Origin of the sequence: Paenibacillus sp. GYB004 (genome assembly GCF_036577605.1) — a bacterium.
Lineage (GTDB): Bacteria > Bacillota > Bacilli > Paenibacillales > NBRC-103111 > Paenibacillus_AB > Paenibacillus_AB oceani.
Genome location: NZ_JARBDB010000002.1, coordinates 127,179 through 153,797 on the forward strand (window position 1 = coordinate 127,179; position 26,619 = coordinate 153,797).

Here is a 26,619-nt window from a genome sequence, read left to right on the forward strand (position 1 = left end):
TTTGCCGCCTGCTCCGCGCCTTGGATTGCCCGTGCTACGCCTCGTCAAGCCCTGCATGGTACACTTCGCCGCCCCGCACATAGGTAGAGATCAGCTCCAGCTCCCGGGTGAGGAGAAGGAAATCGGCGTGTTTGCCCGGACTCAGCGATCCTTTTACTTTGTCAAGCCGCACTTGGCGTGCCGGCACGGAGGTCATCGAAGGCAGCAGCTTTTCGAGCGGATATCCGGTAAACTTGACCGCATTTTTGAGCGCCTGCAGCATCGTCAAGGAGCTTCCGGCCAGCGTAGATCCGTCCTTCAGCATCACTTCTCCCGCCCTCACGACGACGCTGCCGTACGCTCCGTCCGGTAATCCCGCCGGGCTGACCGCATCGGTGATCATGCATACATTCCCCGGTCCCTTCATCTCGAACAGCAGCTTCACCACAGCAGGATGAACGTGGATGCCGTCGCAGATCAGCTCCGTCGTCAGCTTGTCCATCAGCAGCCCGGCTCCGGCCAGTCCCGGTTCCCGGTGATGCATCGGGCTCATGCCGTTGAAGTGATGCGTAGTATGGCTCACCCCCAGGCTGACCGCTTCTTTCATCAGGGCGAACGTCGCATCCGAATGGCCCGCCGATACGGTTACGCCGCGCTCCGCGAACTGTTTGACGGCTTGCAGGCCGCCCTCGATCTCGGGGGCGAGCGTCACCAGACGAAGGTGTCCGCCGGCAACTTCCAACAGTTCATCGATTTCACTTCCGGAGGGAAGCTTCAGAAACGCTTCGCTTTGCGCGCCGCGCCGCTTGACGTCCAGATAAGGGCCCTCCAGATGGATGCCCGCCAGCTCGGCCCCGGCTGTAAGTCCGACATGGGAGGCGGCATTGCGCAGCGCCTGCTTGATCGTCTCCATATCGGCCGTCGAGGTCGTCGCCAGAAAAGCGGTCGTCCCGTGCCGGGCATGATAGAGGCTCATTCCGTCCAGCGCTTCGCGCGTCCCCTCCATCATCCCGAACCCGTTACCGCCATGCACGTGGACATCGATAAAACCCGGAACGAGCAGCGCTCCCCTGCAATCGCAAATCCGCGCATGCGCAGGGATCGGCAGCAGCTCGTCCCCCAGCGCCCGTATCGTCCCGCTCTCTGTTACAATTATACGGCCGTTCTCGATCACACGATGCTCCGTATACAGAGTAGCGTTGATCCAAATCGTTTCTCCCACTCCCGTTCCTCCCTCTTGGCATGCAGTTTACCGTCTGCCGGATCGAAAAGAAGTAGAGGGAACTTCTCCCTCTACTTCTGCTTCGGCCCTTTCCGCATATACGCGAAGCGGCCGGTTTCAACCTGCTGCTGCTTGTATGATAGCACGGGAGAGGGGGACAAGTATACGTTTATATCGCGGCTATACCGCTGCGGAACCGGCTGCGGCCGGCTGTCTTTCCTCGGCATTGACACCGCCAGAAGCGACGTCAGCCGGTTCTTCCTCCGATTTGTCGCCTTCCAAGCCGTAAGGCAGGCAGAGCGGCGAGCCGGTCCGCGGATCCGGAATGACGTCCGCTTCGATCCCGAACACCTCGCGGAGCATCTCTTTATGAACAACCTCGGTCGGCGAGCCTTCATAGAGCACATTGCCGTGCTTGATGGCCACGACGTGATGGGCATAACGCGTAGCGTGATTCAGGTCGTGCACGACCATGATGATCGTCCGGCCTTCTTCTTTGTTAAGCCGCTCCAGCAGCTTCAATACTTCCAGCTGGTGAGCCATATCGAGGAACGTGGTCGGTTCGTCCAAGAACAAAATATCCGTCCCCTGCGCCAGTGCCATCGCGATCCAGGCGCGCTGCCGCTGACCTCCTGACATCTGGTCGATCGGACGGTCTGAGAATTCCGTCATCCCCGTAACTTGCAGTGCCCATGCCACCATTTCCTTGTCTTCTTTGCTGAGCGAGCCGAAGCCTTTCTGATGCGGAAAACGCCCGAACGATACGAGCTCGCTAACCGTCAGGCCTTCCGGCGCCACCGGGTTTTGCGGAAGAATGGCGAGCTGCTTGGCGACTTCCTTCGTCTGCATCTGATGGATCGACTTGCCGTCCAGAAAGACGCCGCCCTTCTGCGGCTTCATAATGCGCGCCATCGTTTTCAGGATCGTGGATTTCCCCGAACCGTTCGCTCCGACGAGCGCCGTTACTTTACCGGCCGGAATCGATAGATTCAGTTGATCGACAATCACTTTCTCACCGTATGCAATATGAAGCCTCTCGGCAAATAAACGAGACATGACGTCCACTCCTTATCGGAATATAGGATTGTTTGGGTTCATAGTTATTAGTTAAATCGATCGATGATAACGTTTCTCATTATCTCCTTCCATAAATGATAATGGTTATCATTGTCATTGTCAATGCCGGATATTTGCCCGGAACAGAAAATACTCGCGTTTTCGTCTAATAAGCTAAGCAACCTCGGGCATTTACTGCCGATTTCCATCTTGTAACAGTTGGGCTTGACCGTCGGATGAAGCCTGCTCTTCAAAAAAAGCGTTTTGCGAACAATCGGCGAATATGCCCCTCCGCCTTTTGCGATATTAAATGGGAACGAATAGGAGGCTGTCGGTTTAATGTGGACAACAATTTTTTGCTTCAATATCGCCTTTCGAATGGAGCAGCCCATACGGCGGCTCGTCGGGGGGAATGGGTTGCTGCTCCAACCACCGTTAAGTCGCGTTGCCTTCATGCGGTAGTATGGCTAACGAACCCGGAATCCGCTATCAGAGCCGAATGCGGACGTTTGAATTTGTAACGAACTCTTGTATGGTTATTCCCACAAATTCGGATCGTTTTTTTCCGCTTTCAGTTCGATAACGTTACCTCGATTCGTTAAGCCCGGAAAATCGCCGTTTTTCAGCCATAAGCACGATACGGTTCGTTAGTCATCGAACCTGAGTATACGATCTCTAACGCCAAGTAGGGTACCCCTTCACTTTAGCACGGTAAAGAATTTAAGTTTTCTGGAAGATCAAGGATAAACACCTACCGGCGTCTTTTGACGCTGTCGTTTACCGAGATTTAGAGCCACTCCCACGATACTTTCTGGCGATAAATTTAAAAAAGACCGCTCCGCAGGGGAGCAGTCCTTCCTTGAGAACTGACTATCGCGATACCCGACAGCGGCGACGTCTCCGCTTCACAGCCGGGCTTCTGCCTGTAAACGAACGATGAAGCATGTGCATCCCCGGACTGTTAAGGGTGCCTATAGAAATTTGCAGCACTAAATTCTAATGAGGGTGGACTTGCCATAAAGTAGAAAATCGATTGAAAACACGATCTGAGAGACTACTAGCGACGGAAAATCTCCAAGCTTACAATCCTTTTCAAAAAACAGGGTTTCTCAACAACAAACAGGATTCCTCAACAGCCGATGCGGGCTCTTTGCTCGTACCGCCCGGTCTATGGGTTATGTCCGTTGTGTCTGTTGTGTCTGTTGTGTCTGTTGTGTCTGTTGTGTTAGTTGTGTTAGTTGTGTCTGTTGTGTTAGTTGTGCCCGTTGTGTCCGTTTATCCGTTTGTTCTTTATGTCCGTTACGTCCGCTATGTCGGTTTGTCCGCTATGTCCATTATGTCGGTCACGGCTGTTATTTCCGTTTATCCGTTCATCTATCCGTTTGTCCGTTCATCCGTTCATCCGTTTGTCCATTTATCCAGCATGTTCATATGTTTGCCCGTTATGTCCATTTTACCCATGTACCGTTACACGCCCGGTCCGGGATGCCCTCCGCGTTTCAGACAGCTGCGGCTGCAGTTCCCGAAACCGTCTCGCCGCCGGCCGTGATCGTATACGTGCACCCCGTTTCGCACGACAGCTCGAACTTGCCGGCGGCGAGGTCGTACTCCAGTACCGCCACCTTATCGAGCGAATCGAGCACGACGGAGAATCGGCGCGTGAACAAGTATCCGCCGACCGTCAGTCTGCCGCGCTCCGGAAGTTCAACCGGCCGGCGATGCCGGGCGCGGTTTAACTCGCTTTCGCTCCGGACTTTGTCCAGCATCTCGCCGGTCGCGTTGCCCCAATGATCCCGGGTGCCTACTCCGGGCAGCTCGTAATACGTGATCAGATCGCCCTTGCCGATCTCGGCGGCCTTTGCGGCATACAGGCGCGAGTGATCCGCCGGCACGCGGATATCCGTCTCGCCGTGGGCCAGATAAACCGGGCTCGTCAGATTGCCGATCAGATCCAGCCCGCTGCGGGAACGGAACGCCATCGGATTGTCTTTCGGCGCGCAGCCGATCCAGACGTCCATCTCGTCGCGGAATTCGCCGATCTCGTCGTTATCGTACCAGAGCGCATAATCGGATATGCCGCACAAGGCGGTGACGGCGGCGAAATAGTCCGGGAATTTGCAGGCGATCGCCATTGCATTGCCGCCCCCTCCGCTTCCGGACTCGAAATAAACGATATCCGGATCGAGGATATACTCGGCGTAATGCTCCCGCGCATACTGAATGGCGTCGATTACATCGTACAGCTCCCAGCCGTTGCAATCAGGCGCCCCTTCCGAGTGCGCCCTGCCTCGCATATCGACATCCACCCTCAAATAATGGTTGCCCTGCTGCGGCTCCTCCATCGGCTTGAAGGCGGGGATGCTCATATGCCAGCCATGCGTGCCTGCGAGAATATAAGACGGCTTCTCCGGTTTTACGATGCGTGCCGCCAGCATCACCCCCGGCGTTCGTGACGATTCGTAGTAAATAAAGTCGCAATATGGCGAGGTTTCATTTTGCTTGGCCTGTTTTCGTTTTTCCAGTCTGACGCTGTCCTCGTATTGTTCGTAAGGCAACGGAACTCCTCCTATAGTAATCGTTTTCTCAATCATACAACGACTTGCCCGGACTTGCATCAGGCGCTCTTAATCTTCATATAAAATTTACTTACATCAAATAGGAATAAGAAGGAACGGGACTGCCGTATTATTCATAATATCTTTAAATTCACGCGAAATTCACATGAAACCGGTATGTTCCGGGTCTAACATCCGGTTTCCTCGCGAATCATGTCGTTTTCTTCACACCAATTTCACAGCCCTATTCTTATAATGGAAGTTATAACGATTTGCAAACGCTTTCTGTTAATTCACTATCAAGGGGGTATTCGGCATATGTCGCGGATCTTGTTCAACCACGTCTACAAGCATTACGGCAAAGACAAGTTGCCCGTAGTCAAAGATTTCAATCTGGAAATCGAAGACAAGGAATTCGTCGTGTTCGTCGGCCCGTCGGGCTGCGGCAAATCTACTACGCTCCGCATGATCGCGGGCCTGGAGGACATCAGCAAGGGCGAGATTTACATTAACAACGTGCTGGTTAACGATCTTCCTCCGAAAGACCGGGACATCGCGATGGTGTTCCAGAACTACGCCCTGTACCCGAACATGTCAGTGTACGAAAATATCGCTTTCGGCTTGCGTCTCCGCAAAATGCCGAAGCATGAGATCGACATCGCCGTCAAACGCGCGGCCCGCGTTCTCGAGATCGAGCAGTATCTGGAACGCAAGCCGAAGCAGCTGTCCGGGGGTCAGCGCCAGCGGGTCGCACTCGGCCGCGCGATCGTACGGAACCCCGAAGTGTTTCTTATGGACGAGCCCTTGTCGAACCTTGACGCCAAGCTGCGCGTACAGATGCGCGCCGAGTTGATCCGGCTGCACAAGCAGCTCGAAGTTACGACGATTTACGTTACGCATGACCAGACGGAAGCGATGACGATGGCCAACCGGATCGTCGTTATGAAGGACGGCATCATCCAGCAGGTCGACACGCCGGAGGAAGTTTACAACAATCCGAGCAATACGTTCGTCGCCAGCTTTATCGGTTCGCCTCCGATGAACTTCATCGATGGAAGACTGGAGGAACACGGAGGCAAGCTGGAATTCCACACAAGCCGCTTCGCCCTCGAAATTCCGCTGGGCAAGGCCAAGGAGCTGACCGCCAAGCGGCTGGTCAACAAAGTCGTCACCCTGGGCGTTCGCCCGGAGAACATCAGCGTCGATCAGATCGTATTCGATGCGTTCCCCAACGCCGTCGTTAACGGCATCCACAAGTTCAACGAGCTGATGGGAGCCGACCGCTTCCTTCATCTGGATATCGGCGGGCCGAACATGCTTGTCGTACGTACGAGTCCGCGCAACTTTTACAATGACGAGATGAAAGTATCGGTAGCTTTCGATATGCACAAAGCGCTGTTCTTCGATCGGGATAGCGGAGTGCGGCTTACCGAATCGTAATTCAAGGAAGGAGGATCTACCCTTGCAACGTACCCGTACCAAAAATAAGCGGGCGGTCGTAGCCGTCGTCCTCGCGGTGTCTGTCCTTCTCGGTCCAACTTTCGTCGGTCCTTCGCCTTTGCAGTCGGCATTCGCCGATACGGCCGCAACGAAAACCCCGAACCCGGCGACATCCGCCAAGGCTGCCGACTTAACCACGTCGAGCATGTTCGGCAAATTCGAGCCCTATTTCGCCCAGACGCTGGCCGATTGGACAACGAAAGGTTATGCACCCGGAAGCGGCTCCTATAAGATCAACGGCGCAGACATTTCCAACCAGTCGGAGTTCAAGCAGGCACAGAGCGGATCGTATCAAGGCAAAGACAACGTGCTGCTCTGGAAGAGCGAACGCGACAACTGGGTCGAATACCGGGTTCGCGTCGATAAAGCCGGACTGTATCAGATGAATCTGCAATATTATCCGTACGATCCGAACAATACCAGCTCGTTGAACCGGAGACCGGTACAGCTGGCCGTCACCGTCGATGGACAGTTCCCGTACCGGGAAGCCAGAGCGATCGTCTTCCGCAGATTGTTCAAGGACGAACTTCCCGCCAAGGTGGATTTCAAGAACGACGACATCCGGCCAAGGTCCGTATCCATTAACCAATGGCTAGACGAACCGTTCCGGGATTCGATTAACTCGTACAGCGAACCATTGAAGTTTTATCTGTCGGCAGGCGAGCATACGATCCGGCTTGCAGGCAGCGAACCGATCGCGATCGGCTCGATCGGGATCACCCCTCCGCAGCAATTCGTCGATTACAAGCAATACGCCGCGCAGCTGCCGGCAACTCAAGCTTCTTCCGGCAATATCGTGAATTTCCAGGCGGAAGAAATGGGTACTAAAAACGACGTCGCCATCCAAATGGTCGTTAATAAGGACCCGCTTTCCGTTCCTCTGTCCCAAGGGAATGAAAGATTTAATACCGTCGGGGGCGCCCGCTGGCAGACCGGCGGCCAGACCGTCTCCTGGACGTTCGAAGCACCCGAAAGCGGACGTTACAAAATCGCCATGCGCGCTCTGCAAAATACGCTGACCAACATGGCCGCTTACCGGACGATTATGATCGACGGCAAAGTTCCGTTCCGCGAGCTGCTGGAATACAAATTCCCGTACGTGAACAAATGGAAAGGGATAACGCTTTCCGACGAAGCGGGCAATCCGTTCGAGTTTTATTTTGAGAAAGGCAAGCACACCATTACGATGATCGCAACGTCGTCGCCTTTCCAAACCGTTATCATTCAATCCGAAGAAACGACCAACCTGCTTCGCGAAGTGACAGCGGAACTTAAAGCGTTGACAGGTGCCGTCGTAGACGTTAACCGGACATGGAAAATCGAGGAAGAATTTCCCGAATTGCCGGAGAAGCTGAGAGCGGTGCGCGAGCGGCTGGTCATTATGGCTGACGAGCAGCTGAAAGCGAACGGCAAGCCGGACAACGTGTATCAGACGATCCAGAGCGTACAGCGGGACTTGGACAGCTACTTGCGCTATCCGAACGAGATTCCGTACCATATGGATTCGATCGCAAGCCTCCAGGAAAAAATCGGCGGACTTCGTGAAACGCTGATCAAATCGCCGCTCCAGCTCGATCAATTTTATATCGTGCCGACCGGAACGGCTATGCCGAAGATGGAAGCGAACTTTTTCGAGAAATCGAAAGCGACCATCGTTAACTTCTTCTTATCCTTCATTAAGAAAGAAGACATTACCGACATCGATCCGGATGCGCTTAACGTATGGGTAGCGCGCGGACGCGACTTCGTCAACCTGCTGCAGGAACTGAGCGACGAGCTGTACACCCCGCAGACCGGTGTACGCGTCAAGGTCAACCTGCTTGCCGACGAAAACCTGCTGATCTACGCAAACGCCGCAGGCATCACTCCCGACCTCGTGCTCGGGCAGCCTCAGGACAAATCGATCGACTTCGCGATGCGGGGAGCACTGCAGGATTTGAGCGAATTCCCGGATTTCGAGAAGGTCAAGAACGAGTTTGCACCCGGTGCGCTAATGCCTTTCTTCTATAACAAAGGATATTACGCTCTGCCGGAAACCCAGCAATTTAAAGTCATGTTCTACCGGAAAGACATTATGGAGCAGCTCGGCCTGAAAATTCCGGATACGTGGGATGAAGTGTACGAGATGCTGCCGACGCTGCAGCAAAGCGGCTACAATTTCTACGTGCCGACAGGCGACTTCATTACGTTCATCTATCAGAACAGCGCCGACTTCTTCACCAAGGACGGCATGCAAACGGCACTGAGCACGCCGGAAGCGTTCAAAGGCTTCAAGCAATGGACCGATCTGTTTAACATTTACGATCTGGAGAAGAGCGTTCCGAACTTCTATCAGCATTTCCGTAAAGGCTACATGCCGATCGGGGTGGCCGACTATACGACTTACATCCAGCTGGCCGTAGCAGCTCCCGAGCTGACCGGATGGTGGGGAATCGCTCCGCTGCCGGGCATCAAACAGCCGGACGGCACGGTCGCACGCTGGTCCTCCGGCGGTCAAACGACGGCGTTTATGTACAAAAACTCGCAGAAAAAAGAAGATGCATGGGAATATATGAAATGGCTGCTTTCGGCCGATACGCAAGAGCGGTACGGCATGGATCTCGAGTCGTTCAACGGCATCACCTTCCGCTGGGCGACCGCTAATGTCGAAGCGTTCACAAGGCTTCCATGGTCGAGAGAAGACCGCAACGTCATCCTCGAGCAGTGGAGATGGTACAAGGAAATGGCGAACCCGCCAGGCGCCTACTTCGTAGCGCGGGAGCTGAACAACGCTTGGAACCGGACGGTCGTCGACGGGATGAACTACCGCGAATCGCTGGAGGAAGCCGTCGTCAATATCGACCGCGAGATGGTCCGGAAGGAACAGGAGTTTGGCTTCGTCTCGCCTGACGGTACTGTGCTGCATACGCTGGACCTGCCTCAAGTAACCAAACCGTGGGAAGGGGTTGACCGATTTGTTAACAAGTAAAACCGGTGTTTCGGTGCCCCTGAACAACAAACCGGCACTAGGAACACGGCTGAAAAACTATATGAAGCTGATCTGGTCGTACCGGTTGTCTTATCTGTTTATCGCACCGTTCGTCATTTGCTTTACGCTGTTTATTTTGATTCCGATCATCGTGGCGGTCCTGCTGAGCTTTACGTATTTCAACGGACTCCAGCCGCCCCGGTTCGTCGGCTGGCAGAACTTCCTGTACTTGCTGTCACAGGATTTGATCTTCCTGAAGCACGCACTGCCGAACACGATCAAGTTCGCGATTCTCGTTGGGCCGGGAGGCTACATCGCCTCCTTCATACTCGCCTGGCTGATCTCGCAGCTGCCGAGCTTCTCGCGAAACGTGTACGCGCTGATCATTTACAGCCCTTCGCTCGTCGCAGGTCCGGCGCTGGCCGCCGTATGGCTCCCGCTGCTGAACGGCGACCGGATCGGCTACTTGAACAGTATTCTTCTTCAATTGGGCCTGATCGACAAACCGGTCCTCTGGGTTACCGACGTCAAATATTTGATGGGCTCCATGGTCGTCGTTACGTTATGGGCCAGTATGGGCATCGGCTTCCTGGCCCAGCTTGCAGGTATTCTGAACGTCAACAAAGAGCTGTACGAAGCCGGACGCATCGACGGCATCAAGAGCAGGCTTCAGGAAATCTGGTATATTACGATTCCGTCCATGAAGCCGCAGATGTTATTCAGCGCCGTTATGGCGATCGTCGGTACGTTTAAGGCCGGGGAGATCGGAGCGACGTTGTCCGGTACCATCCCGACACCGCAATATGCGGGGCACGTTCTGATGAGCCATATTCAGGACTACGGCGATATCCGCTTCGAGTTGGGTTACGCTTCGGCTATCTCGGTATTCCTGCTGATCATGATGTACTTGGCGAACAAGCTCAGTCATAGGCTATTTGGAAGTCGAGGTGATGAGTAATGGCTGCTAGCGCCACCAACCCGGTAAAGCGAATCTGGACATCGATGCGGCTCAAAAGAAAAAACAGGCTGAATAAGATCGACGGCTTTCAAAAAGTGCTGATTGCGATCTTAACGCTGCTTGCGATCTTTATGCTCATCCCGCTGGTATTTATATTCGCGCATTCTTTGAAGCCGTTCCATGAGCTGTTTATTTATCCGCCGCGCATCTATGTGGCGGAGCCGACCTTGCAAAACTTTATCGAATTGTTCACCCTGTCAAGCAACTCCGTAGTACCGGTTACCCGGTATTTGTTCAACAGTATCGTAGCGACTACGCTCACCGTAATCGGCGTCGTCATTGTAAGCGCCCTGTGCGCTTACCCGCTGTCAAAGCACAAGTTTCCCGGGAGTAACTTCTTGTTCGCGACGATCATTCTGACACTGATGTTCGCGAGCGAGACCGTAGGGATTCCGCGTTACCTCGTCGTATCGAAACTGGGCATCATGAACAACTATTTGGGCCATCTGCTTCCTTATTTGGCAGCCCCGGTCAGCGTGTTCCTGATGAAACAGTTCGTCGATCAGGTGCCGAACGAACTGCTGGAGGCGGCCAAGATGGACGGCGCCCGCGAATGGACCGTATTTTATAAAATCGTCATTCCGATGATTATGCCAGCCGTCGCTACGGTGTCGATCCTGACGTTCCAAGGCGCTTGGATCAATATCGAACCGTCCCGCTTGTTCATGCAGGACGAAGCGATGAAGACGTTCCCGTTTTTCCTCCAGACGATTCTTGGCGGAGCGGCGAACGCAGTAGCAAGACAAGGCGCGGCAGCGGCGGCTACACTCGTCCTCTTCCTGCCTAACCTGCTGTTCTTCTTGTTCTACCAGCGGAAAGTCATCGCCACGATGGCACATTCCGGCATTAAATAAGGACTAGACTGATTCGGAGGTCTGACCATGAACCTGAATAAAAGCCGGCGGATCCTGATGCTTCTCGTCCTGACTTTGGCTGTTGCCGTCGCGGTGATGCCGATGACCGCATTTGCGGAAGTGCCGTACTGGACGAACTCCAAGGAGAAGCAAGGACGCCTGATCTGGACGCAGCCGGCGTATACTCCGGTCGGAATATTCGGCAAAGATTTAACCGTGCCGGATAAAGACAAACCGGGAACTGAAAAAGCTTCGCCGCTGCAAAACCCGAAAGATATTTTTATCGATAAAAGCGATAACATCTATGTAGCTGATACCGGGAATAACCGGATCGTCCAATTCGATTCCAACGGCAAATGGATTCGTTACATCGAAGCTACTGTTGAAGGCAAGCCGCTGAATAAACCCGAAGGCGTCTTCGTTACGGATGACGGCATCATCTACATCGCCGACACCGGCAACAAGCGGGTCATCCGCATTAACAAGGACGGATCTACCAAAGAATACGGCAGACCGGACTCCAAGTTCATTCCGGAAGCGTTCAAGTACGATCCGACAAGGCTCGTCGTCGACAAGCGCGGATTTCTGTACATCGCCGTACTCGGCGGCTACCAAGGTCTGCTGCAGCTCGATCCGGAAGGCAAATTCCAAAGCTTCTACGGAGCCAACGCCACGGTGTTCTCTCCGCTGGATGCGGTAAAACGCCTGCTCTACACGAAGGAAATGTACGCGAACGAAATCAGCAAGCTGCCAGGCGCGATCAGCAGCGTCGCCGTGGATAACGACGGGTTCATGTACACGACTACGGCGGGGCAAGGCATCAAGAAAAATCAGATCAAAAAGCTGAGCATCCGGGGCATGAACCTGCTCAAGACCGATACGGACGTATACGGCGAAGTCCGGAGAATGGATATCCGGTTCGCTACCGGCGGACAAGTGACGCCACAGCTGATCGACCTTGCCGTCGATTCCAACGGCAACATTACGGCGATCGACTCTTCGTACAAATATATTAACCAGTACGACGCGAACGGAAACCTGTTGTTCTTCTGGGCAGGCCCTTCCTCGGCGAACACGACTCAGCTCGGCCTGATGAAAAATCCGGTCGCCGTCGACGCCAGCTCGCGTAACGACTTGTATTTGCTCGACGGCCAGGAAGGCGTCGTCCAAATTTTCAGACTGTCGGAATTCGGCATGAAAGTGAACGAGGCGAACAAGCTGACGCTTGCCGGCCGTTACGAAGAGAGCGAAGGTCCATGGCGCGAAGTGCTGCGCCTGAACGCCAACTTCTCGCCGGCCATGCTCGGTCTCGCAAAAGCCGCCTACAAACAGGGCAATTACGAGGAAGCCCGCGATTTGTTCAAACGCGCCGAAGACCACAAAGGATTTTCCAACGCGTTCTGGCAAATCCGGCTTCAATGGTTCCAGAAAAACTTCTCGCTGATGGCTTCCATCGTGCTTGTTCTTGTAATCGGTCTTGCCTTATTTGAACGGCTGACCCGTAAAACCAAGTGGCGGAATGCCTGGAAAAACCGCAAACGGTCGCAAAATTCGGCCGCCGTCCAGTTCCGGCATATGTTCTACCTGCTGAAGCATCCGATCGACGGCTTCACTGCTCTCCGCTACGAGAACAAAGGCGGATACTGGAGCGCGCTTGCCGTTCTGGCGTGCGCTTACGCATCTCTGGTCATTATGCGGCTGTACACCAGCTTTTCGTTTAACATGACCGACCTGAACCGGTTCAACGTGCTCTCGCACTTTTTGCAGTTTGCGCTGATCTGGATCGGCTGGGTCGTCTCGAACTACCTGGTCAGCTCGATTTATCGCGGTGAAGGCCGCTTCAAGGACGTCTTCGTCGGCAGCGCCTACGCGCTGATGCCGGTCATCCTGGTCGGAATCCCGATTGCGATCATTTCGAATATTATGACGAATTCCGAGCTGGCGATTTACGATTTTATTCTTAACATGATGTATCTGTGGGCAGGACTTATGTTTTTCTGGAAAGTCCAGTCGCTGCAAAACTACTCGGTCGGAGAAACGATCGTCAACCTGGTGTTGTCCATCCTGGCGTTCCTCATCCTTACCGTGCTCCTGCTCGTTATCTTGGGCCTCAGCAGCGATCTGAAGGACTTCGTGTATGAAGTTTACCAGGAGGTGAGGCTGCGGTGACGGTTATCAAACGCATACCGGTAACGGCTTGGGTCATTATCGTACTAGTCGTGGCGCTCGCCATCTTCGTCCTGACCCGTCTCGATACGGGTACGCTAGGCAGACAGGCGGCCGAAGCGGCCGCCGTAGCGGCTCCAGGAGCCGTGAAGGTCGACAAGGGACCGGCCGAGCTGCCGAACGACGCCAATATGAAGACGGTTGCCCAGACTCCTCAGCTGGAGCTGAAAATGGATGCGGCGTCGGGACATTTCGCCGTAGTCGACAAGCGCAACGGCAACGTATGGCGGTCTTATCCGAGCCCGGATCAATGGGCCAACGAAACGCAGGAAGGCCAGTGGCGGGTGCATCTTCGCTCCCCCGTCATGTTCCGTTACATCGATCTGTCCGGCAAGCTGTCCCAGCCGAAAGAGTCCAACCTGCTGGAAGAGCGCGGAGAGATCAAGGACATCGCTACAATCGACGGCGGCTTCCGCTTAACGTTCGACATGCCGTCGAAGGAAATTACGATACCGATCGAAGTAAAAGTGGACGGCGATTCCGTCGTCACCAAAATCATCGATTCCGGCGTCAAGGAAGGCAAGCTCAGCCTGATTTGGGTCAGACTGTACCCGTTCTTCGGAGCGGAGCGTTCCGAAGGCCAGGACGGCTACTTGTTCGTACCGGACGGCTCGGGCGCCCTGATTCCTTACGATCCGAACAGCACGAACGTCAACCGGATCTACCAGGAGCCGATTTACGGCCAAGACTTGTCGTTTAAAGTAAACAGCGAGCCTAACTCCCGCAATCAGGTCGTTATGCCCGTATATGGTGCCAAATCGCAAGACCGTGCTTACCTCGCGATCGTCGAGGACGGCGCCGAGCAAGTCGAGATCGTCGGATCTCCATCGGGCGTATTCAGCGGATACAACTGGATCACCGGTCAGCAAAACTACCGTTCCACGTATCGGCAAGTAACGAACGAAGCCAAAAACCGTTCCTTTACGACTTACAACAAGGACGAACGCTTCGGAGGCGACCGTGCCGTCCGCTACGTGCTTCTGGATAAGCCGAAAGCCAACTATGTCGGCATGGCGGAACGTTACCGCGAATATTTGATCAAGACGCACGACTTGAAGACGATTACGCCGAAAAGCAACAAAATGCCGATGCTCGTCAACATTATCGGCGCTGTGCAGGAAGACGGACTGATCACGGACCGCTACTTGAAGACGACGTCCACCTCGGACGCTATGAAGATGGTCCAGCGGCTGTACGGGCTCGGGCTCGACAATATGGTCGTCAACTACTTGGGCTGGCAGGAAGACGGCTACAACGCCCTGGGCGCACCGCTGCGGGTCGACAAGCGGCTCGGCGGCGTCGAAGGGATGAAGCAGTTCACCCAGTACGCCCGGACGCTCGACATTCCGGTTTACCTGAATACGAACTACGCGTTCAATAACACGGATGCCGGCAAGTTCAACCGGAACCGTCACGGATTGCGCGACCTCGGCGGTACGGTGATGGGACGGCTGGTCAGCATGGGCTTCCTCGGTTCGCTATTAGACCGCGAGATCACGTACATCAAAGATCTCGGAGCAACCGGCATTACCGCGGAAGGGCTCGGAGCCGACGTATTCAGCGACTTCAACACGAACTATCCGGCGAGCCGGGAAGAAAACCGCAAGCTGCAGCAATCGTATCTGAAAAAATTCCGCGACGGCGGTCTCGACGTGCGCGGTGCGAACACTCCGTTCGCGAATCACACGAACTTTTTCGCGGTTCCGTACGTCAGCGCGATCGACGGTTTGTCCGACGACTATTCGTTCGACTCGTTCTCGGATACGGCAATCCCGTTCGCTCAAATCTCGCTGCACGGACTTGTCTCCTATACGTCGTTCGCGGCCAACAACCGCGACGAATACCAGAAGCAGTTCCTGCGCGATCTGGAATACGGCTCGGCACCGTCGTTCATGTTCCTGTACGAGAACGCCGAACAGTTCAAATACGCCAACACCGACCTTCACCCGTACAGCCCGGATTACCGCGACTGGGAGGCGGAAGCGGTGAAGGAATATCAGAAAGTAAACGAAGCGCTCGGCGACGTGCAAGACAAGTTCATCATTAATCACCGCGAACTGGCGCCGGAAGTGAAAGAAACGACTTATGCCGGCGGCAAGCGGATCATCGTTAACTACGGCACTCAAACGTACCGCAACGGCAGCATTACCGTTCAGCCGCTCGACTACTTGATCGTGAAAGGAGGGACCACGCCATGACAGTCAAAAAGAAACGATTAGCGGCCAATCATATCCGCAAGATTGAAGGCTCGTTATTTATTGCACCATGGATACTCGGATTTTTTGCCTTTATGGCGTTCCCTCTCGGCTACTCGCTCTACATGAGCTTCCATCAAGTCCGTATCCTGGGTACCGGGATCGAGATCGTTCCCGTCGGGCTGAAGCATTACAAATACATCCTGCTCGAGAACGGCGCAATCTTGTATAACTCACTGTTCCCGTTTTTACGGCAAGCGCTCATCATGATCCCGATCATTCTCGTCTTCTCGCTGCTCATCGCGATCATGCTGAATCAGAAGTTCCCGGGAAGATCGATCTTCCGTTCGATCTTCTTCCTGCCCGTCATCTTTACGACCGGGCAGGTCGTACGGGAGTTTATGACGCAAGGGGAAGGCGACATCGGCTTCCTCGAACGTTACAACATCGCCTCTCTCGTCCAGCAGAACTTGTCGGGCGCTTGGGCCGGACCGATCGTAGCCGTTATGGGCTCGTTCGTCCTGATTCTCTGGTACTCCGGCGTACAGATTCTGATCTTCCTCGCCGGACGCCAGACGATCGGCAGCTCGGTTTATGAAGCGGCGCGGATCGACGGCGCATCGCCTTGGGAAGTGTTCTGGAAAATTACGCTGCCAGGCATGACCCCGTTCATTTTGCTCAATCTGATCTACACGACCGTCGACTTGTTCACGTTCCCGACGAACCCGATCCTGACCCAGATCTCCACTTCCAACTACGGTCAGTCCAGCGCGCTGGCATGGATCTACTTCGTTATCATTCTGGTCTTCCTCGGTATCATACTGGGTATTTTCAATAAAGTGAACAAAGCGGCGGGCATGGCCCGTTGACGGAGAAAGGAGACCTACGATGACCAAACTGTTGGCGGCTTTCAAGGAAAGACGCTACGAGGGACTGAACTGGAGAGCCGGACTTACCAAGACCCGTTATGTGGTGCTTGGTAAAGAGGCGGACAAGGGCCTCATTTTCCGAATATTTCTGTATTTGATCCTGATCGACGTCGCTTATATTTATTTAAACCCGATTTTGTTCATGATCGCCACGATGGTCAAAAACTCGGCCGACCTGCTCGACCCTTCGGTCAGCTGGGTGCCGAGAGCGATCTACACCGGCGTCCTGCAGGACGCCTGGGTGAAGCTGAAGTATCCGACCGCCTTCTCGGTAAGTATGATCATGTCGCTTACCGTATCGATCCTCCAGACGGTATCGTGTGCGGTAGCCGGATACGCCTTCGCCCGGCTCGAGTTTCCGTTTAAGAAGTTTTGGTTTTTCTGCCTCATCTTGACGTTTATCGTACCGACTCAGGTCGTCATTCTGCCGAACCTGATCGCTGCGAGCCAATTGGGACTGATGAAGACGTACTACCCGATCCTTCTGCCCGCTTTGTTCGGGCACGGTCTCAAAGGCGCCTTGTTCGTCATCATCTATCGCCAGTTTTTCTCCACACAGCCTAAAGAGCTTGAGGAAGCGGCGAAAATCGACGGCGCCAACGTCTTTAAAATTTTCTTCAGAGTTATGCTTCCGTTGGCAAAACCGGCTATTCTCGTCGTCTTCCTGTTCTCCTTCGTGTGGACTTGGAACGACTACTACTTGCCGAGCATGTACTTGAACGGCGTGAAGGAGCTCCCGCTGTCGATGGGCATCTCGCAAATCGCAGCCGTGCTGGATCAGCAGGCGAAAGAGTTCGGACCGTCGATCTTCGACGAACCGCTCAAGATGGCGACGGCCTTCCTCGTCATCCTGCCTCCGCTGATCCTGTACATGTTCACACAGCGCTGGTTCGTTGAAGGCGTTGAGCGTACAGGTTTGGTTGAATAGTCAGACCCGGCCGGCACAATCGCTTGGCCAAATCGATTTCCGCGGCAGGATTTTCAACTCCTGCCGTGGAATTCTTTTTTTAAGTGCGAGTTCAAAAAGTCCGGTTTTCAGCACCGAGAAGATGGGATGAAGCTAGGAAATGAGGAGCGGAGCGTAGTGAAAGCTACGTGAGCACCGGAAGTTCCGGCTGAATTCCGTATTCGATGTCGAGAAGGCTTTCGGATCGGCTTCGTGATCAAAAGTGGACTTTTTGAACAACCTCTTTAAGAGAACATTAGGAGGGGATGCCCGTTGCATATATTGATTGTCGAAGACGAACCCAAAATCCGCGACGTGCTTATCGCCTACTTGGAGAAAGAAGGATGGCAAACCGACTACACCTCGAACGGAATCGAAGCGGTTCAGAAGTTCGATTACGTCCAGCACGACCTGATCATTCTCGATCTGATGCTGGAAGGAATGCCCGGCGAGCAGGTATGCTCCCGCATTCGCGAGAAATCGAACGTCCCGATCATTATGCTGACCTCCAAATCTCGTGAAATCGATACGATAAACGGACTGAACCTGGGGGCCGACGATTATATCGTCAAACCGTTCCGGGCGAAGGAGCTGATCGCCCGCATCCACGCTTTGTTCCGCCGCATCGCCCCGGTCAAGCGGGCGTCCGACGAGGAGAAGGTCGTCCATTTCAACGGCGGCAAGCTGATCGTCGACACCGATACCCGTGAGGTGATTACGGACGGGAGGCTCGTTCAACTGACAGCTACCGAATTCAAGCTGCTGTCCGTGCTCATCCGCAAGCCGGGCAAAGTATTCAGCCGCTCCGATCTTTCATATACCGTCCAAGGATATCGCTTTCAAGGAGACGGACGGGCGATCGACGCGCATGTCAAAAATTTGCGCAAAAAAATCGAACGCGACCCTTCGAACCCTCTGTATGTCGTCACCGTCGTAGGCTCGGGATACAAATTTTCGATGCAGCCGGATGATCCCGAGACATGAGAAAACTATTTCCGACCTTCCGCAAAATGAGCTTTATTTTGTTTTGCAGCTTCCTGATTTATTCGATCGGCATCGTGTTTCTCATCTCGTTCGTCAACAATACGAATTGGCAAAATTTGTTCATGCGATTTCAATCGATGCAGATCGATAAGAACAGCTATCTCGTCATGGACGACATGCGGGGATACGGCATTATCAGCGGTCCTCTGACGAACGAGCAGCGGTTATGGCTGCAGCGCCGATCCGCCTTGTACGGCATCCTGCTTCGTTTCGAAAGTGCGGACCGCAAAGAAGTCTGGTTCGATACGTATGTCAAGGCGAATATCCCGGTGTCCAGCAAATCGATCGAATCGCCCTATACCGCTAACGGTAAAGTGCAAGGCTATCTGCGGATGGAATATATATTAAGCAGCAGCGAGCTGGAGCCCGCTTATGCGGAATTTATGAAATCGATTTCGTTCCGCTCCAAGCTGCTGCTGATCGGCGTCGTTGCGGCTTCCGTCCTGCTCAGCTTTTTTATCGCGCGCGGGTTGACCAAACGGCTGAACGACGTATACCGGATGGCCAACGAGATCGGAAAAGGCAAACGCGACGTCTCCCTTCCGCTCAAAGGCCCGGAGGAAGTGCGCAGACTAGCCGTCACGCTGCACGAGATGACCAAGGAGCTGAAGAAGCAGGAAGACTGGCGCCACGCTCTGATGGAAGATTTGACGCATGAGCTGCGGACGCCGCTCACTACTCTGCTTACGCAAATCGAAGCGATCGTGGACGGCGTATACGATCCGGAGCCTCACCGGCTCCAGGACATCTATGACGAGCTGATCCGGCTGTCCCGCCTTGTTAACGATCTGGAGCGGCTCTCCGAAGCGGAAAGCGCCCGCTTCTCGCTGTACGTCCGCCGGACGAACATGGTCGAGCTCGCCCGAACGGTTTACTCCAACTTTTTGCCGCTCGCCCGCAGCAAACGAATTAAGCTGATTTTCGAACCGGCCTATGTTCCCTGCTACGCCGAGGTGGACAAGGACAAGATCGTTCAGGTGTTGTCCAACATCGTATCCAATGCGATCAAGTATACGTCGGAGGGCGGCAAAGTGCTGATCGCCGTCTCGTGGAGCGTCGACCGTACGTTAATCGTTGTCGAAGACAACGGCATCGGCGTAAGCGAACAGGACCTGCCCTATATATTCAACCGGCTGTACCGGGCGGACAAGTCCCGCTCCCGCTTCAGCGGCGGCGTCGGTCTCGGTCTCAGTATCGCCAAGGCGCTGGCCGAAGCGCATAACGGAACGATCGAAGCGACGAGCGAGCTGGGCGTCGGCTCGCGATTCACCATCATGCTGCCAAGCACGTTTGCGCCTTATATGGGGGAGCAGGCGTAAGCTCGCGCGACCGCCGGTTCAGGCCGGCGAACTCTTCCCTGCTCTTGAACAAAGCCGCACTCTCAGGTTCCGCTAACCTGGCCGAGGCGGCTTTTTGGCAGGTTCCTGTTAGAATTGCGAGGATAGAAATCGACAAGAAACACGTTACTCCAGATAAAATGTCATTTTTCATAACATATTGTCGCATGAATTGTTAATATTATCTAATGTCATTGTAGGAATGCTAGATATGTGTTATATTAGATGACACAATGCGTAGAGACTTATACAAGGAGGTTGTTGCAGAATGACTTGGAAGATGATTGCACTGGATTTGGACGGCACACTGCTTGATCGGAGCGGAGCGATTTCGGAGGAAAATGCGGAATGGGTCCGGAAGGCACAGTCTTCCGGCATTACCGTCGTTCTGGTCAGCGGCCGCCACCGGCTTCGGATGGTTCCGGTAGTCGAACGCTTGAATCTTCGTCTGCCTATGATTACAACGAACGGATGCGAAACGTGGTCGGCCGACGGACGTCTGATCTCCCGCTGCGTGCTTCCCTGGAAAGACGTCGAAGCCGTTCACCTGTTCGCTTTTCAACATAACGTCCAATACCGGGCTTATTGCGCGGAAGGGGTGTTCGACTCCGACCGGAGCCATCATCTCGCCCAGATGGACTACAGCTGGCTGAAGGTGCTGCTTACGTCGGAAAACCGCCGCAGCTTGTACGATGCCCATGAGCGCTTGCTAGCGACCAACCGCGTCGAGCTGATCGTCTACGGCTTGCCGGGCGAACCACAGCACATCGACGTTCAGCCGAAGGGTACCGGCAAGGCAAGCGCGCTCGACAGCTTGTGCGCCAGCCTCGGCATCCGCCCGGAAGAGGTGGTCGCATTCGGAGACGACCGCAACGATATCGAGATGCTTCGCTGGGCCGGCATGGGTGTCGCCATGGGCAATGCGCCGGACGAGGTCAAGGAAGCGGCCAATATGATCGCCCCGCACTACCTCGAATCCGGCGTAGGCCGCACGATCGCCCGGATTATGCAGCAGGCTTCGGCTTAACGCCCGGACCCGGAGTCACAGCAAGCCGAGCAGCAGCGCGCCTGCAACGGTAACGAGCCCTCCGGCGGCGGAGCCGGCGACGTTAACGATGTCGTTGTTCCAGCCGGAGAAGCCGCGAATCCGCTCCGTCTGGCGCCCGCAGTGGCGGCGCTGCTCCACTTCGCGGCCGCATACGCCGCAGCGGAACATCAGCTGCACCGTCGCGCCGAGCAGCGAGTCGCAGAGCGAGCCGGCCGTGCCGCCGATCAGCCCGAGAACCGCCCACGAGGCCAGCCGGACCAGTCCGGATTCGGTGCCGGACGGCTCTATTTGCCCGGGAATCGCCTCCATCAGCAGCCAGGCGGTCAGCCCGATGAATAACCCGCCCGCCATCGATGCGGCGAGACCAAGCGCGGATACGCCTCCAGACGTGCCAGCCGTTACCCGCTTGCCGGTCAAAATCGATCTTGGCGGCGTCCGGCTCAAGCCCCCGATCTCCGTTGCCCACGTATCGGCATTCACCGAAGCCATCACGCCCAGAAAGGCGAACCACCATACAGGATGCGGCCATACAACCGCTCCGACGCACAGCAGCAATGCGAGACCTCCGTTCGCCGCCACTTGTCCGGCATCGCGCCTTCCCGACTTCTCATATCCGCTTTCGGCGGCTTCCTTGCGTTTCTTCTTCCATCTGGACAACAAGGTGGAGGAGATAAAAAAAGCGATAAGCGTGCCGAACCAAACCGCGCTGCCGAGTCCGTACATGACCGTTCCCAGCACGACAGCTGCCGCGACTCCCGAGCCGGACAGCGAACGTTTCCTGCCCGCGGCTCCCGCAATAAGCACACTGCCTGCCAATCCGACTAACCATTCCATCGAAATCGGTTCTCCTTCCATCCGTTAAACTGACGGGACCAAGCTTCATTCAGGCTTGTCACTCAGTCGTGTTACGAATCAAGTTATCACACTCCGGCTCTTCTGACAACGTGGCCAATCGGGCCGTCCTCCTTCCCGATCCTAATCCGAATTCGACTTTTCTCGATCCGTTTCGCTTGTCGTTGCAGGAAATCTTCATGCCGCATGGAATATAATGAGTAATTCGTACTATACCAAGAGGTGAGCTAGGTGCATGACAAGACCCGTTCTGATACGCCCGATACACCTGAACTGAGAAGGGACCTGGAACCGGAGGAGCTGCTCGCCGTGATCCTGGACTATACCGGTAAAATCGCCAACGAGCGCAGTCTCGACCGCGTGCTTATGCTGATGGCCGATATGGGCAAACAAATCGTCGTCTCCGACCGGTGCACGGTGTGGCTTCTCGATGAACAGAGAAACGAGCTGTGGTCCAAGGTCGCCCACGGCGTAACCGAGCTGCGCATCCCGCTCGGCGCGGGCCTTGCCGGTCATTCGATCGCAACCGGCGAACCGATCTTTATCGACGACGCCTATACGAACGAACCGTTCCGGGACGCGCTCGAGCAAGGAGCGCTGTTAACCGACCAGCAGACCGGCTACCGCACGAAAGCGCTGCTCGTCATTCCGTTTCGCAATAACGAGGGGGCCGTGATCGGCTGTTACCAGGCTGTCAATAAAATGACGCCAACCGGCACGTTCTCCGAACGGGATCTGCGCAACCTGTCCCTGGCCGCCTCTTATTCCGGAAAATCGATCGAATCTGCCCTGCTCGTCCAGGAGATTGAAGAGACGCAGCGGGAGATCATCTTCACGATGGGCGAAATCGGCGAAAGCCGCTCGAAGGAAACCGCCAACCACGTGAAGCGGGTAGCGGAATATTCGTACATCCTCGCGCTTGGGCTCGGCCTTGATCAGGAGGAAGCGGATCTGCTGAAGATGGCGTCGCCTATGCACGACATCGGCAAGGTCGCGATCCCGGACTCGATTCTGCACAAGCCCGGACCGCTGACCGACGACGAATTCGAGCTGATGAAGACCCATACGGAAATCGGCTATAACCTGCTCAAAAACTCGAAGCGGCGTATTTTGAAAACAGCGGCCATCGTTGCCGTGCAGCATCACGAGAAATGGAACGGCAGAGGTTATCCGCACGGCCTGAAGGGCGATGGGATCCATCTCTACGGGCGCATCACGGCCATCGCCGACGTCTTCGACGCGCTCGGAAGCGACCGGGTGTACAAAAAGGCTTGGGAGCTGGAGCGGATTTTGGAGCTGCTCCGCCAAGAACGCGGCCAACATTTCGATCCGAAAGTCGTGGACGCTTTCTTCGCTAACCTTCCGGCAATTCTCAACGTACGCGAGCAGTATGCGGAGTAATCCGGCGGTACCAAAAAAACGCCCCTGCCCGGCACCAGGCCGAGCAAGAGGCGCAACGCTAAGACAATTTCAATTCCGCAAACGAGCCGGCCGCCAGCTCCAGCGTACGGTTCGTATCCGGCTTCGCTCCGGCCAGCCGGACGGTGACCGGATGTTCTCCCTTGTTTAATACATAGACGCCGTCCTCGCTTACGATAGCATCCAGCGAGCATTTGCGTGCATCGGGTGCGTCTGGCGTACCGTCCGCTTCGTCAGCCGTCTCCCAGCTCATCCGCAGTACGGCTGCGGCATAACCGGCTTTTCTCGCCTCAACCGGCATCACCCATTCCGCACGGCCGTCGCTCACCCGGTTCGTCCCCTCGTATAGCGGGATCTCTTTTTCGCCGGCCAGCTCCTTCCGTCCGGTCACCACGACCCGCTCGAAGCCGAAGTTCGCATAGGCGACCGCTTCCCCGCCGCATTCGATGATCACGTATGAAGAGTCCGGAGCCGACAGCATCGCGGACTTTGACGCTTCCTCCGCCGTCTGCTCGTTATTCCGGTTCGGCAGCGTAATAACCGCAAAGACAGGCAGCGCTTCGCCCGCTTTCAGCTCCCTCGCCCCTGAGTCGTTTAGAATAAGCGTATTCTCGACGCCCTTCCAGCGCGGATACCGGTGTTTGTTCACATACTTAATGCCGTTCGACCCGTACAGCACATAACCAATCTTCCCGTCCAAATTGACGTAAGCCACGTCCGCAAACGACCGCTCCTCATCATCGGCATCCCCGCAAAAACCGGCGAACGTCACACTTTCCGCAGGCAGGTGCACCGTTCTTCTGCCGTCCGCGCTTTCCGGAACGGCCTGGTACGTTTCGTTGCGGACGCCGACGAGTCCCGTCAGGTTGTCGCGGATCGAGCAGTCCTGCACGGCCCGCTGCCGTTCCGCATAAACCGTCCGCCCGTCCGGAAGCGAGACGAACGCGACGTCCTGCTCCAGCTCGCCTCCGCCGCGCCGGATCAGCGCCGTGACGCCGAAACCTTCCCGTCGCGTATCGAGACATACGTGCCCGGCATCCCGGACGATCTCTTCGTTCGTAAGCCCCGGAGCGCCTGTATGGCCGTCCAGTCGAATAACGCCCGTCATCGAGGCATGCGAAGGTACGGTGAGCCATATGCCGGGTTCCCCGAGCGTTACCCCCATGACGTCGTTGCGCCAGCTGAACGAGCTGAACGTGCTTTGATCCCCGCTCCGATGCACGACAAAGCCCCCGTAAGGGTACGAAAACACGCCCGACAGCCGCTGGCCCATCTCATCCCGATCGCTCGGCGCAGCTCCGGCTCCCCCGAACGCATGAAGCAAGTAGACGTACAACACGTCCTGCGCCGCCCAATTCTCGAAGTCCCGGGCGGTCTGATACCCTTCACGGATGACGCACGCTTCGCCGTTCTCCTCGAGAAAGCAGCCGTTCGCGTTGCTCGTCTGAATTTGCTCGAGCCGGTCCAGCGCATGACGCTCCAGCCTGGCTGCATCCGGGTTGCCGTGGATCACATTCAACACCGCATGGGTGAGCAGCAGCTCATGCTGGCGGTTATACCACCAGTCCTGACCCTGAACCGGGATCATGAAGCCGTCTGCCTGACAGCACATTTTGATCGTACGGTCGTACAACGGCTCGTTGTTCATCAGGGCAAACGGATCGGCCTGCCGGCCGCTCATCAGCGCGAACAGCGCATGCGTCGCCCGCTGGTTAATACCGAGCACGAGATAAGTCGGATGGACGAAGCCGTGATTTTCCGTCGTATAGTCCGGGTGCAGCGTCGAAGTGTTGATAAACGACAGCGGGATTCCTTTCGACCGGTCATTGTGCTGATGGTAATCGAGGTTAAACCGGTCGCGGAACGTCGTCAGCGAGTTGGCCGCCCATTTCCGGAACCGGCTTCGCCAGTGCGCGTTTCTCGGATGACCCGGAAACAGATCGGCGGCAGCCGCGATGCCCTGAGCGACCCAGGAATTCTCCTCCACCTGGGTGTCGTAATAGACGCCGTCCCGCGGCTCGATATCGCACCACCGGTCGGCGTAATGCTCCACCACCTTGCCGACGAGCGTCCGCGTCTCCTCGTCCAGCCGGTCCCACAGCACCCAGGACGCCATCGCCAGCGACGATACGCTGTAGCCGGTCTGGGTCGCCATGAAGTAGCTGTCGTCCCGTCCCCCCCATTTCTTCTCGCTGCAAAACGGATTCGTCCCTTTTACCCGTACCAGTTCCGGCGGTCCCGCGTCATGCGTAAAGGCGAGATAACGGATTCCCGCAATCGCCCGCTCCATCAGCCGCTCGCGCGTGCAGCCGGCCGCCTTCTCATCGAACGGTCCGATCACCGACAAGACCGCATAGACCGTTATCGTCCTCGCCGTATCCAAGCCGTACCAGTACGAGCCTCCGAAGAAATAGCCGCAATTCGGCATCCGGTCCCATTCGGTGTAATGGCTGTCCGCGAACGGAATCCACCGGAGCAGCATCCGGTATGCTTGCAGCGCGAGCCCGTCTTGCCGGGCCGCTTCGTGAAGAATCGGCGGTACGTCGATGCCGCCGTCCACCGTTTGCCGATAGGTGCCGTCCATCCCGGGCACTTCCTCTCTATTCTTTCAACGAGCCGACCATCGCGCCCTTGACGAAATATTTTTGCAGGAACGGGTACACGATCAGGATCGGCGCCGTCGCCACCAGCGTAATGCCGGCTTTCATCATTTCCGGCGTCATCGTAAGCGCCACTTCCGCCGTCTGGGTCATCGAGTTCGCCTGTTCCTCGACAACCAGATTGCGAAGCAGCACCTGGAGCGGCAGCAGATCTTTGTCGCGGATATAAATAAGCGCGCTAAAGTAGTTGTTCCACTGCCCGACCGCCACGAACAAAGCGACCGTCGCGATTACCGGCATCGACATCGGGATGGCGATCCGCGCGAACGTCCCCAGCTCGCTGCAGCCGTCGATTTTCGCCGCGTCGAACATCTCGCTGGAGATACCCTGGAAAAACGTCTTCATAATGATCACGTAAAATGCGCTTAAAGCGCCCGGCACCATAAGCGCCCACAACGTATTCTCCATACTGAGCGCGCGGATGACCAGATAGTTCGGAATGAGCGGAGCGGAGAACACGAACGTGACGATGATTCCGCGAAGTATCCATTTTCTTCCGTTCATTTGCGGACGAGACAACGAATAAGCGAGCGTCGAAGTGAAGGCCAGCGCCATCAGCGTGCCGCCGACGGTAATATATACGCTGACTCCCATCGCCCTCCAAATGTTATCCATGCCGAATATCGTTTTGTACACTTCGATGTTAAACCCTTTCGGCCAGAACGTGACCAGCCTGGCGTCGGCATACATCGGCGAGCTTAACGAGACCGCAAGCAGATGCACGATCGGGGCGATCATCGATATACATAACAGAACGAACAACGTTCCGTTTACGATCGGAAACCATTCCAGCCTTTTGTGTACAGGCATC

At 55.5% G+C, this 26,619-nt stretch carries 18 protein-coding genes; 12 read left to right on the plus strand and 6 right to left on the minus strand.

Annotated features, from left to right (window positions below):
- Positions 1-34 precede the first annotated feature (34 nt).
- From nagA to PV433_RS00650, 3 genes are all read right to left on the minus strand, one after another.
- Positions 35-1,201, minus strand: coding sequence for an N-acetylglucosamine-6-phosphate deacetylase (gene nagA / locus PV433_RS00640; protein ID WP_332070294.1), 1,167 nt, complete (start codon positions 1,199-1,201; stop codon positions 35-37).
- A 180-nt stretch (positions 1,202-1,381) separates the two neighbouring features.
- The gene (locus PV433_RS00645; RefSeq protein WP_332070295.1) at positions 1,382-2,257 is read right to left on the minus strand and encodes an ABC transporter ATP-binding protein; all 876 of its coding nucleotides are present in this window, start codon (positions 2,255-2,257) and stop codon (positions 1,382-1,384) included.
- Positions 2,258-3,756: 1,499 nt separating this feature from the next.
- Positions 3,757-4,812, minus strand: a complete 1,056-nt coding sequence (locus tag PV433_RS00650; RefSeq protein ID WP_332070296.1) for an alpha/beta hydrolase family protein — start codon at positions 4,810-4,812, stop codon at positions 3,757-3,759.
- A gap of 318 nt (positions 4,813-5,130) precedes the next feature.
- On the opposite strand from PV433_RS00650, the gene PV433_RS00655 reads away from it, so the two are divergent.
- The 11 genes from PV433_RS00655 (at position 5,131) to PV433_RS00705 (ending at position 20,856) form a co-directional block, all read left to right on the plus strand.
- The gene (locus tag PV433_RS00655; RefSeq protein ID WP_190928841.1) at positions 5,131-6,252 is read left to right on the plus strand and encodes an ABC transporter ATP-binding protein; all 1,122 of its coding nucleotides are present in this window, start codon (positions 5,131-5,133) and stop codon (positions 6,250-6,252) included.
- Between the two features lie 22 nt (positions 6,253-6,274).
- Complete coding sequence (locus tag PV433_RS00660; protein WP_332070297.1) at positions 6,275-9,280, plus strand: extracellular solute-binding protein; 3,006 nt, start codon at positions 6,275-6,277, stop codon at positions 9,278-9,280.
- 61 nt (positions 9,281-9,341) lie between these two features.
- Positions 9,342-10,238, plus strand: coding sequence for a carbohydrate ABC transporter permease (locus tag PV433_RS00665; RefSeq protein ID WP_442951464.1), 897 nt, complete (start codon positions 9,342-9,344; stop codon positions 10,236-10,238).
- Positions 10,238-11,152, plus strand: a complete 915-nt coding sequence (locus PV433_RS00670; protein WP_332070298.1) for a carbohydrate ABC transporter permease — start codon at positions 10,238-10,240, stop codon at positions 11,150-11,152. The genes PV433_RS00665 and PV433_RS00670 overlap by 1 nt, the downstream gene beginning before the upstream one ends.
- A gap of 27 nt (positions 11,153-11,179) precedes the next feature.
- Positions 11,180-13,321, plus strand: a complete 2,142-nt coding sequence (locus tag PV433_RS00675; RefSeq protein ID WP_332070299.1) for a YIP1 family protein — start codon at positions 11,180-11,182, stop codon at positions 13,319-13,321.
- Positions 13,318-15,576 carry a DUF5696 domain-containing protein gene (locus tag PV433_RS00680; protein WP_332070300.1) on the plus strand — a complete coding sequence of 753 codons (2,259 nt, stop codon included), beginning with the start codon at positions 13,318-13,320 and terminating at the stop codon, positions 15,574-15,576. Before PV433_RS00675 ends, PV433_RS00680 begins: the two co-directional genes overlap by 4 nt.
- Complete coding sequence (locus PV433_RS00685; RefSeq protein WP_332070301.1) at positions 15,573-16,442, plus strand: carbohydrate ABC transporter permease; 870 nt, start codon at positions 15,573-15,575, stop codon at positions 16,440-16,442. The genes PV433_RS00680 and PV433_RS00685 overlap by 4 nt, the downstream gene beginning before the upstream one ends.
- Before the next feature lie 19 nt (positions 16,443-16,461).
- Positions 16,462-17,430: a carbohydrate ABC transporter permease gene (locus PV433_RS00690; protein WP_190928831.1), complete on the plus strand. Its 969-nt coding sequence runs from the start codon at positions 16,462-16,464 to the stop codon at positions 17,428-17,430.
- Between the two features lie 291 nt (positions 17,431-17,721).
- Positions 17,722-18,432 (plus strand): response regulator transcription factor, encoded by a 711-nt coding sequence (locus PV433_RS00695; protein ID WP_190928829.1) that lies wholly within the window; start codon positions 17,722-17,724, stop codon positions 18,430-18,432.
- Positions 18,429-19,811, plus strand: a complete 1,383-nt coding sequence (locus PV433_RS00700; protein WP_332070302.1) for a sensor histidine kinase — start codon at positions 18,429-18,431, stop codon at positions 19,809-19,811. The genes PV433_RS00695 and PV433_RS00700 overlap by 4 nt, the downstream gene beginning before the upstream one ends.
- A 286-nt stretch (positions 19,812-20,097) precedes the next feature.
- Complete coding sequence (locus PV433_RS00705; RefSeq protein ID WP_332070303.1) at positions 20,098-20,856, plus strand: HAD family hydrolase; 759 nt, start codon at positions 20,098-20,100, stop codon at positions 20,854-20,856.
- Positions 20,857-20,871: 15 nt separating this feature from the next.
- On the opposite strand, the gene PV433_RS00710 is transcribed toward PV433_RS00705, so the two are convergent.
- Positions 20,872-21,711, minus strand: a complete 840-nt coding sequence (locus PV433_RS00710; RefSeq protein WP_332070304.1) for a DUF92 domain-containing protein — start codon at positions 21,709-21,711, stop codon at positions 20,872-20,874.
- Between the two features lie 249 nt (positions 21,712-21,960).
- On the opposite strand from PV433_RS00710, the gene PV433_RS00715 reads away from it, so the two are divergent.
- Positions 21,961-23,130 (plus strand): HD domain-containing phosphohydrolase, encoded by a 1,170-nt coding sequence (locus PV433_RS00715; RefSeq protein ID WP_332070305.1) that lies wholly within the window; start codon positions 21,961-21,963, stop codon positions 23,128-23,130.
- A 58-nt stretch (positions 23,131-23,188) separates the two neighbouring features.
- On the opposite strand, the gene PV433_RS00720 is transcribed toward PV433_RS00715, so the two are convergent.
- Entirely contained in the window at positions 23,189-25,732 is a 2,544-nt protein-coding gene (locus tag PV433_RS00720) for a hypothetical protein (RefSeq protein WP_332070306.1), read from the minus strand.
- Between the two features lie 16 nt (positions 25,733-25,748).
- The gene (locus PV433_RS00725) at positions 25,749-26,618 is read right to left on the minus strand and encodes a carbohydrate ABC transporter permease (protein WP_190928810.1); all 870 of its coding nucleotides are present in this window, start codon (positions 26,616-26,618) and stop codon (positions 25,749-25,751) included.
- Between the last annotated feature and the right edge of the window lies 1 nt (position 26,619).

What these genes read in the sequence shown, in the direction of transcription:
- PV433_RS00645 (WP_332070295.1), bottom strand. Translation starts at nt 2,257, where the DNA reads ATGTCTCGTTTATTTGCCGAGAGGCTTCATATTGCATACGGTGAGAAA.
- PV433_RS00655 (WP_190928841.1), top strand. Translation starts at nt 5,131, where the DNA reads ATGTCGCGGATCTTGTTCAACCACGTCTACAAGCATTACGGCAAAGAC.
- PV433_RS00665 (WP_442951464.1), top strand. Translation starts at nt 9,342, where the DNA reads ATGAAGCTGATCTGGTCGTACCGGTTGTCTTATCTGTTTATCGCACCG.
- PV433_RS00670 (WP_332070298.1), top strand. Translation starts at nt 10,238, where the DNA reads ATGGCTGCTAGCGCCACCAACCCGGTAAAGCGAATCTGGACATCGATG.
- PV433_RS00675 (WP_332070299.1), top strand. Translation starts at nt 11,180, where the DNA reads ATGAACCTGAATAAAAGCCGGCGGATCCTGATGCTTCTCGTCCTGACT.
- PV433_RS00685 (WP_332070301.1), top strand. Translation starts at nt 15,573, where the DNA reads ATGACAGTCAAAAAGAAACGATTAGCGGCCAATCATATCCGCAAGATT.
- PV433_RS00690 (WP_190928831.1), top strand. Translation starts at nt 16,462, where the DNA reads ATGACCAAACTGTTGGCGGCTTTCAAGGAAAGACGCTACGAGGGACTG.
- PV433_RS00700 (WP_332070302.1), top strand. Translation starts at nt 18,429, where the DNA reads ATGAGAAAACTATTTCCGACCTTCCGCAAAATGAGCTTTATTTTGTTT.
- PV433_RS00705 (WP_332070303.1), top strand. Translation starts at nt 20,098, where the DNA reads ATGACTTGGAAGATGATTGCACTGGATTTGGACGGCACACTGCTTGAT.
- PV433_RS00710 (WP_332070304.1), bottom strand. Translation starts at nt 21,711, where the DNA reads ATGGAATGGTTAGTCGGATTGGCAGGCAGTGTGCTTATTGCGGGAGCC.
- PV433_RS00720 (WP_332070306.1), bottom strand. Translation starts at nt 25,732, where the DNA reads ATGGACGGCACCTATCGGCAAACGGTGGACGGCGGCATCGACGTACCG.
- PV433_RS00725 (WP_190928810.1), bottom strand. Translation starts at nt 26,618, where the DNA reads ATGCCTGTACACAAAAGGCTGGAATGGTTTCCGATCGTAAACGGAACG.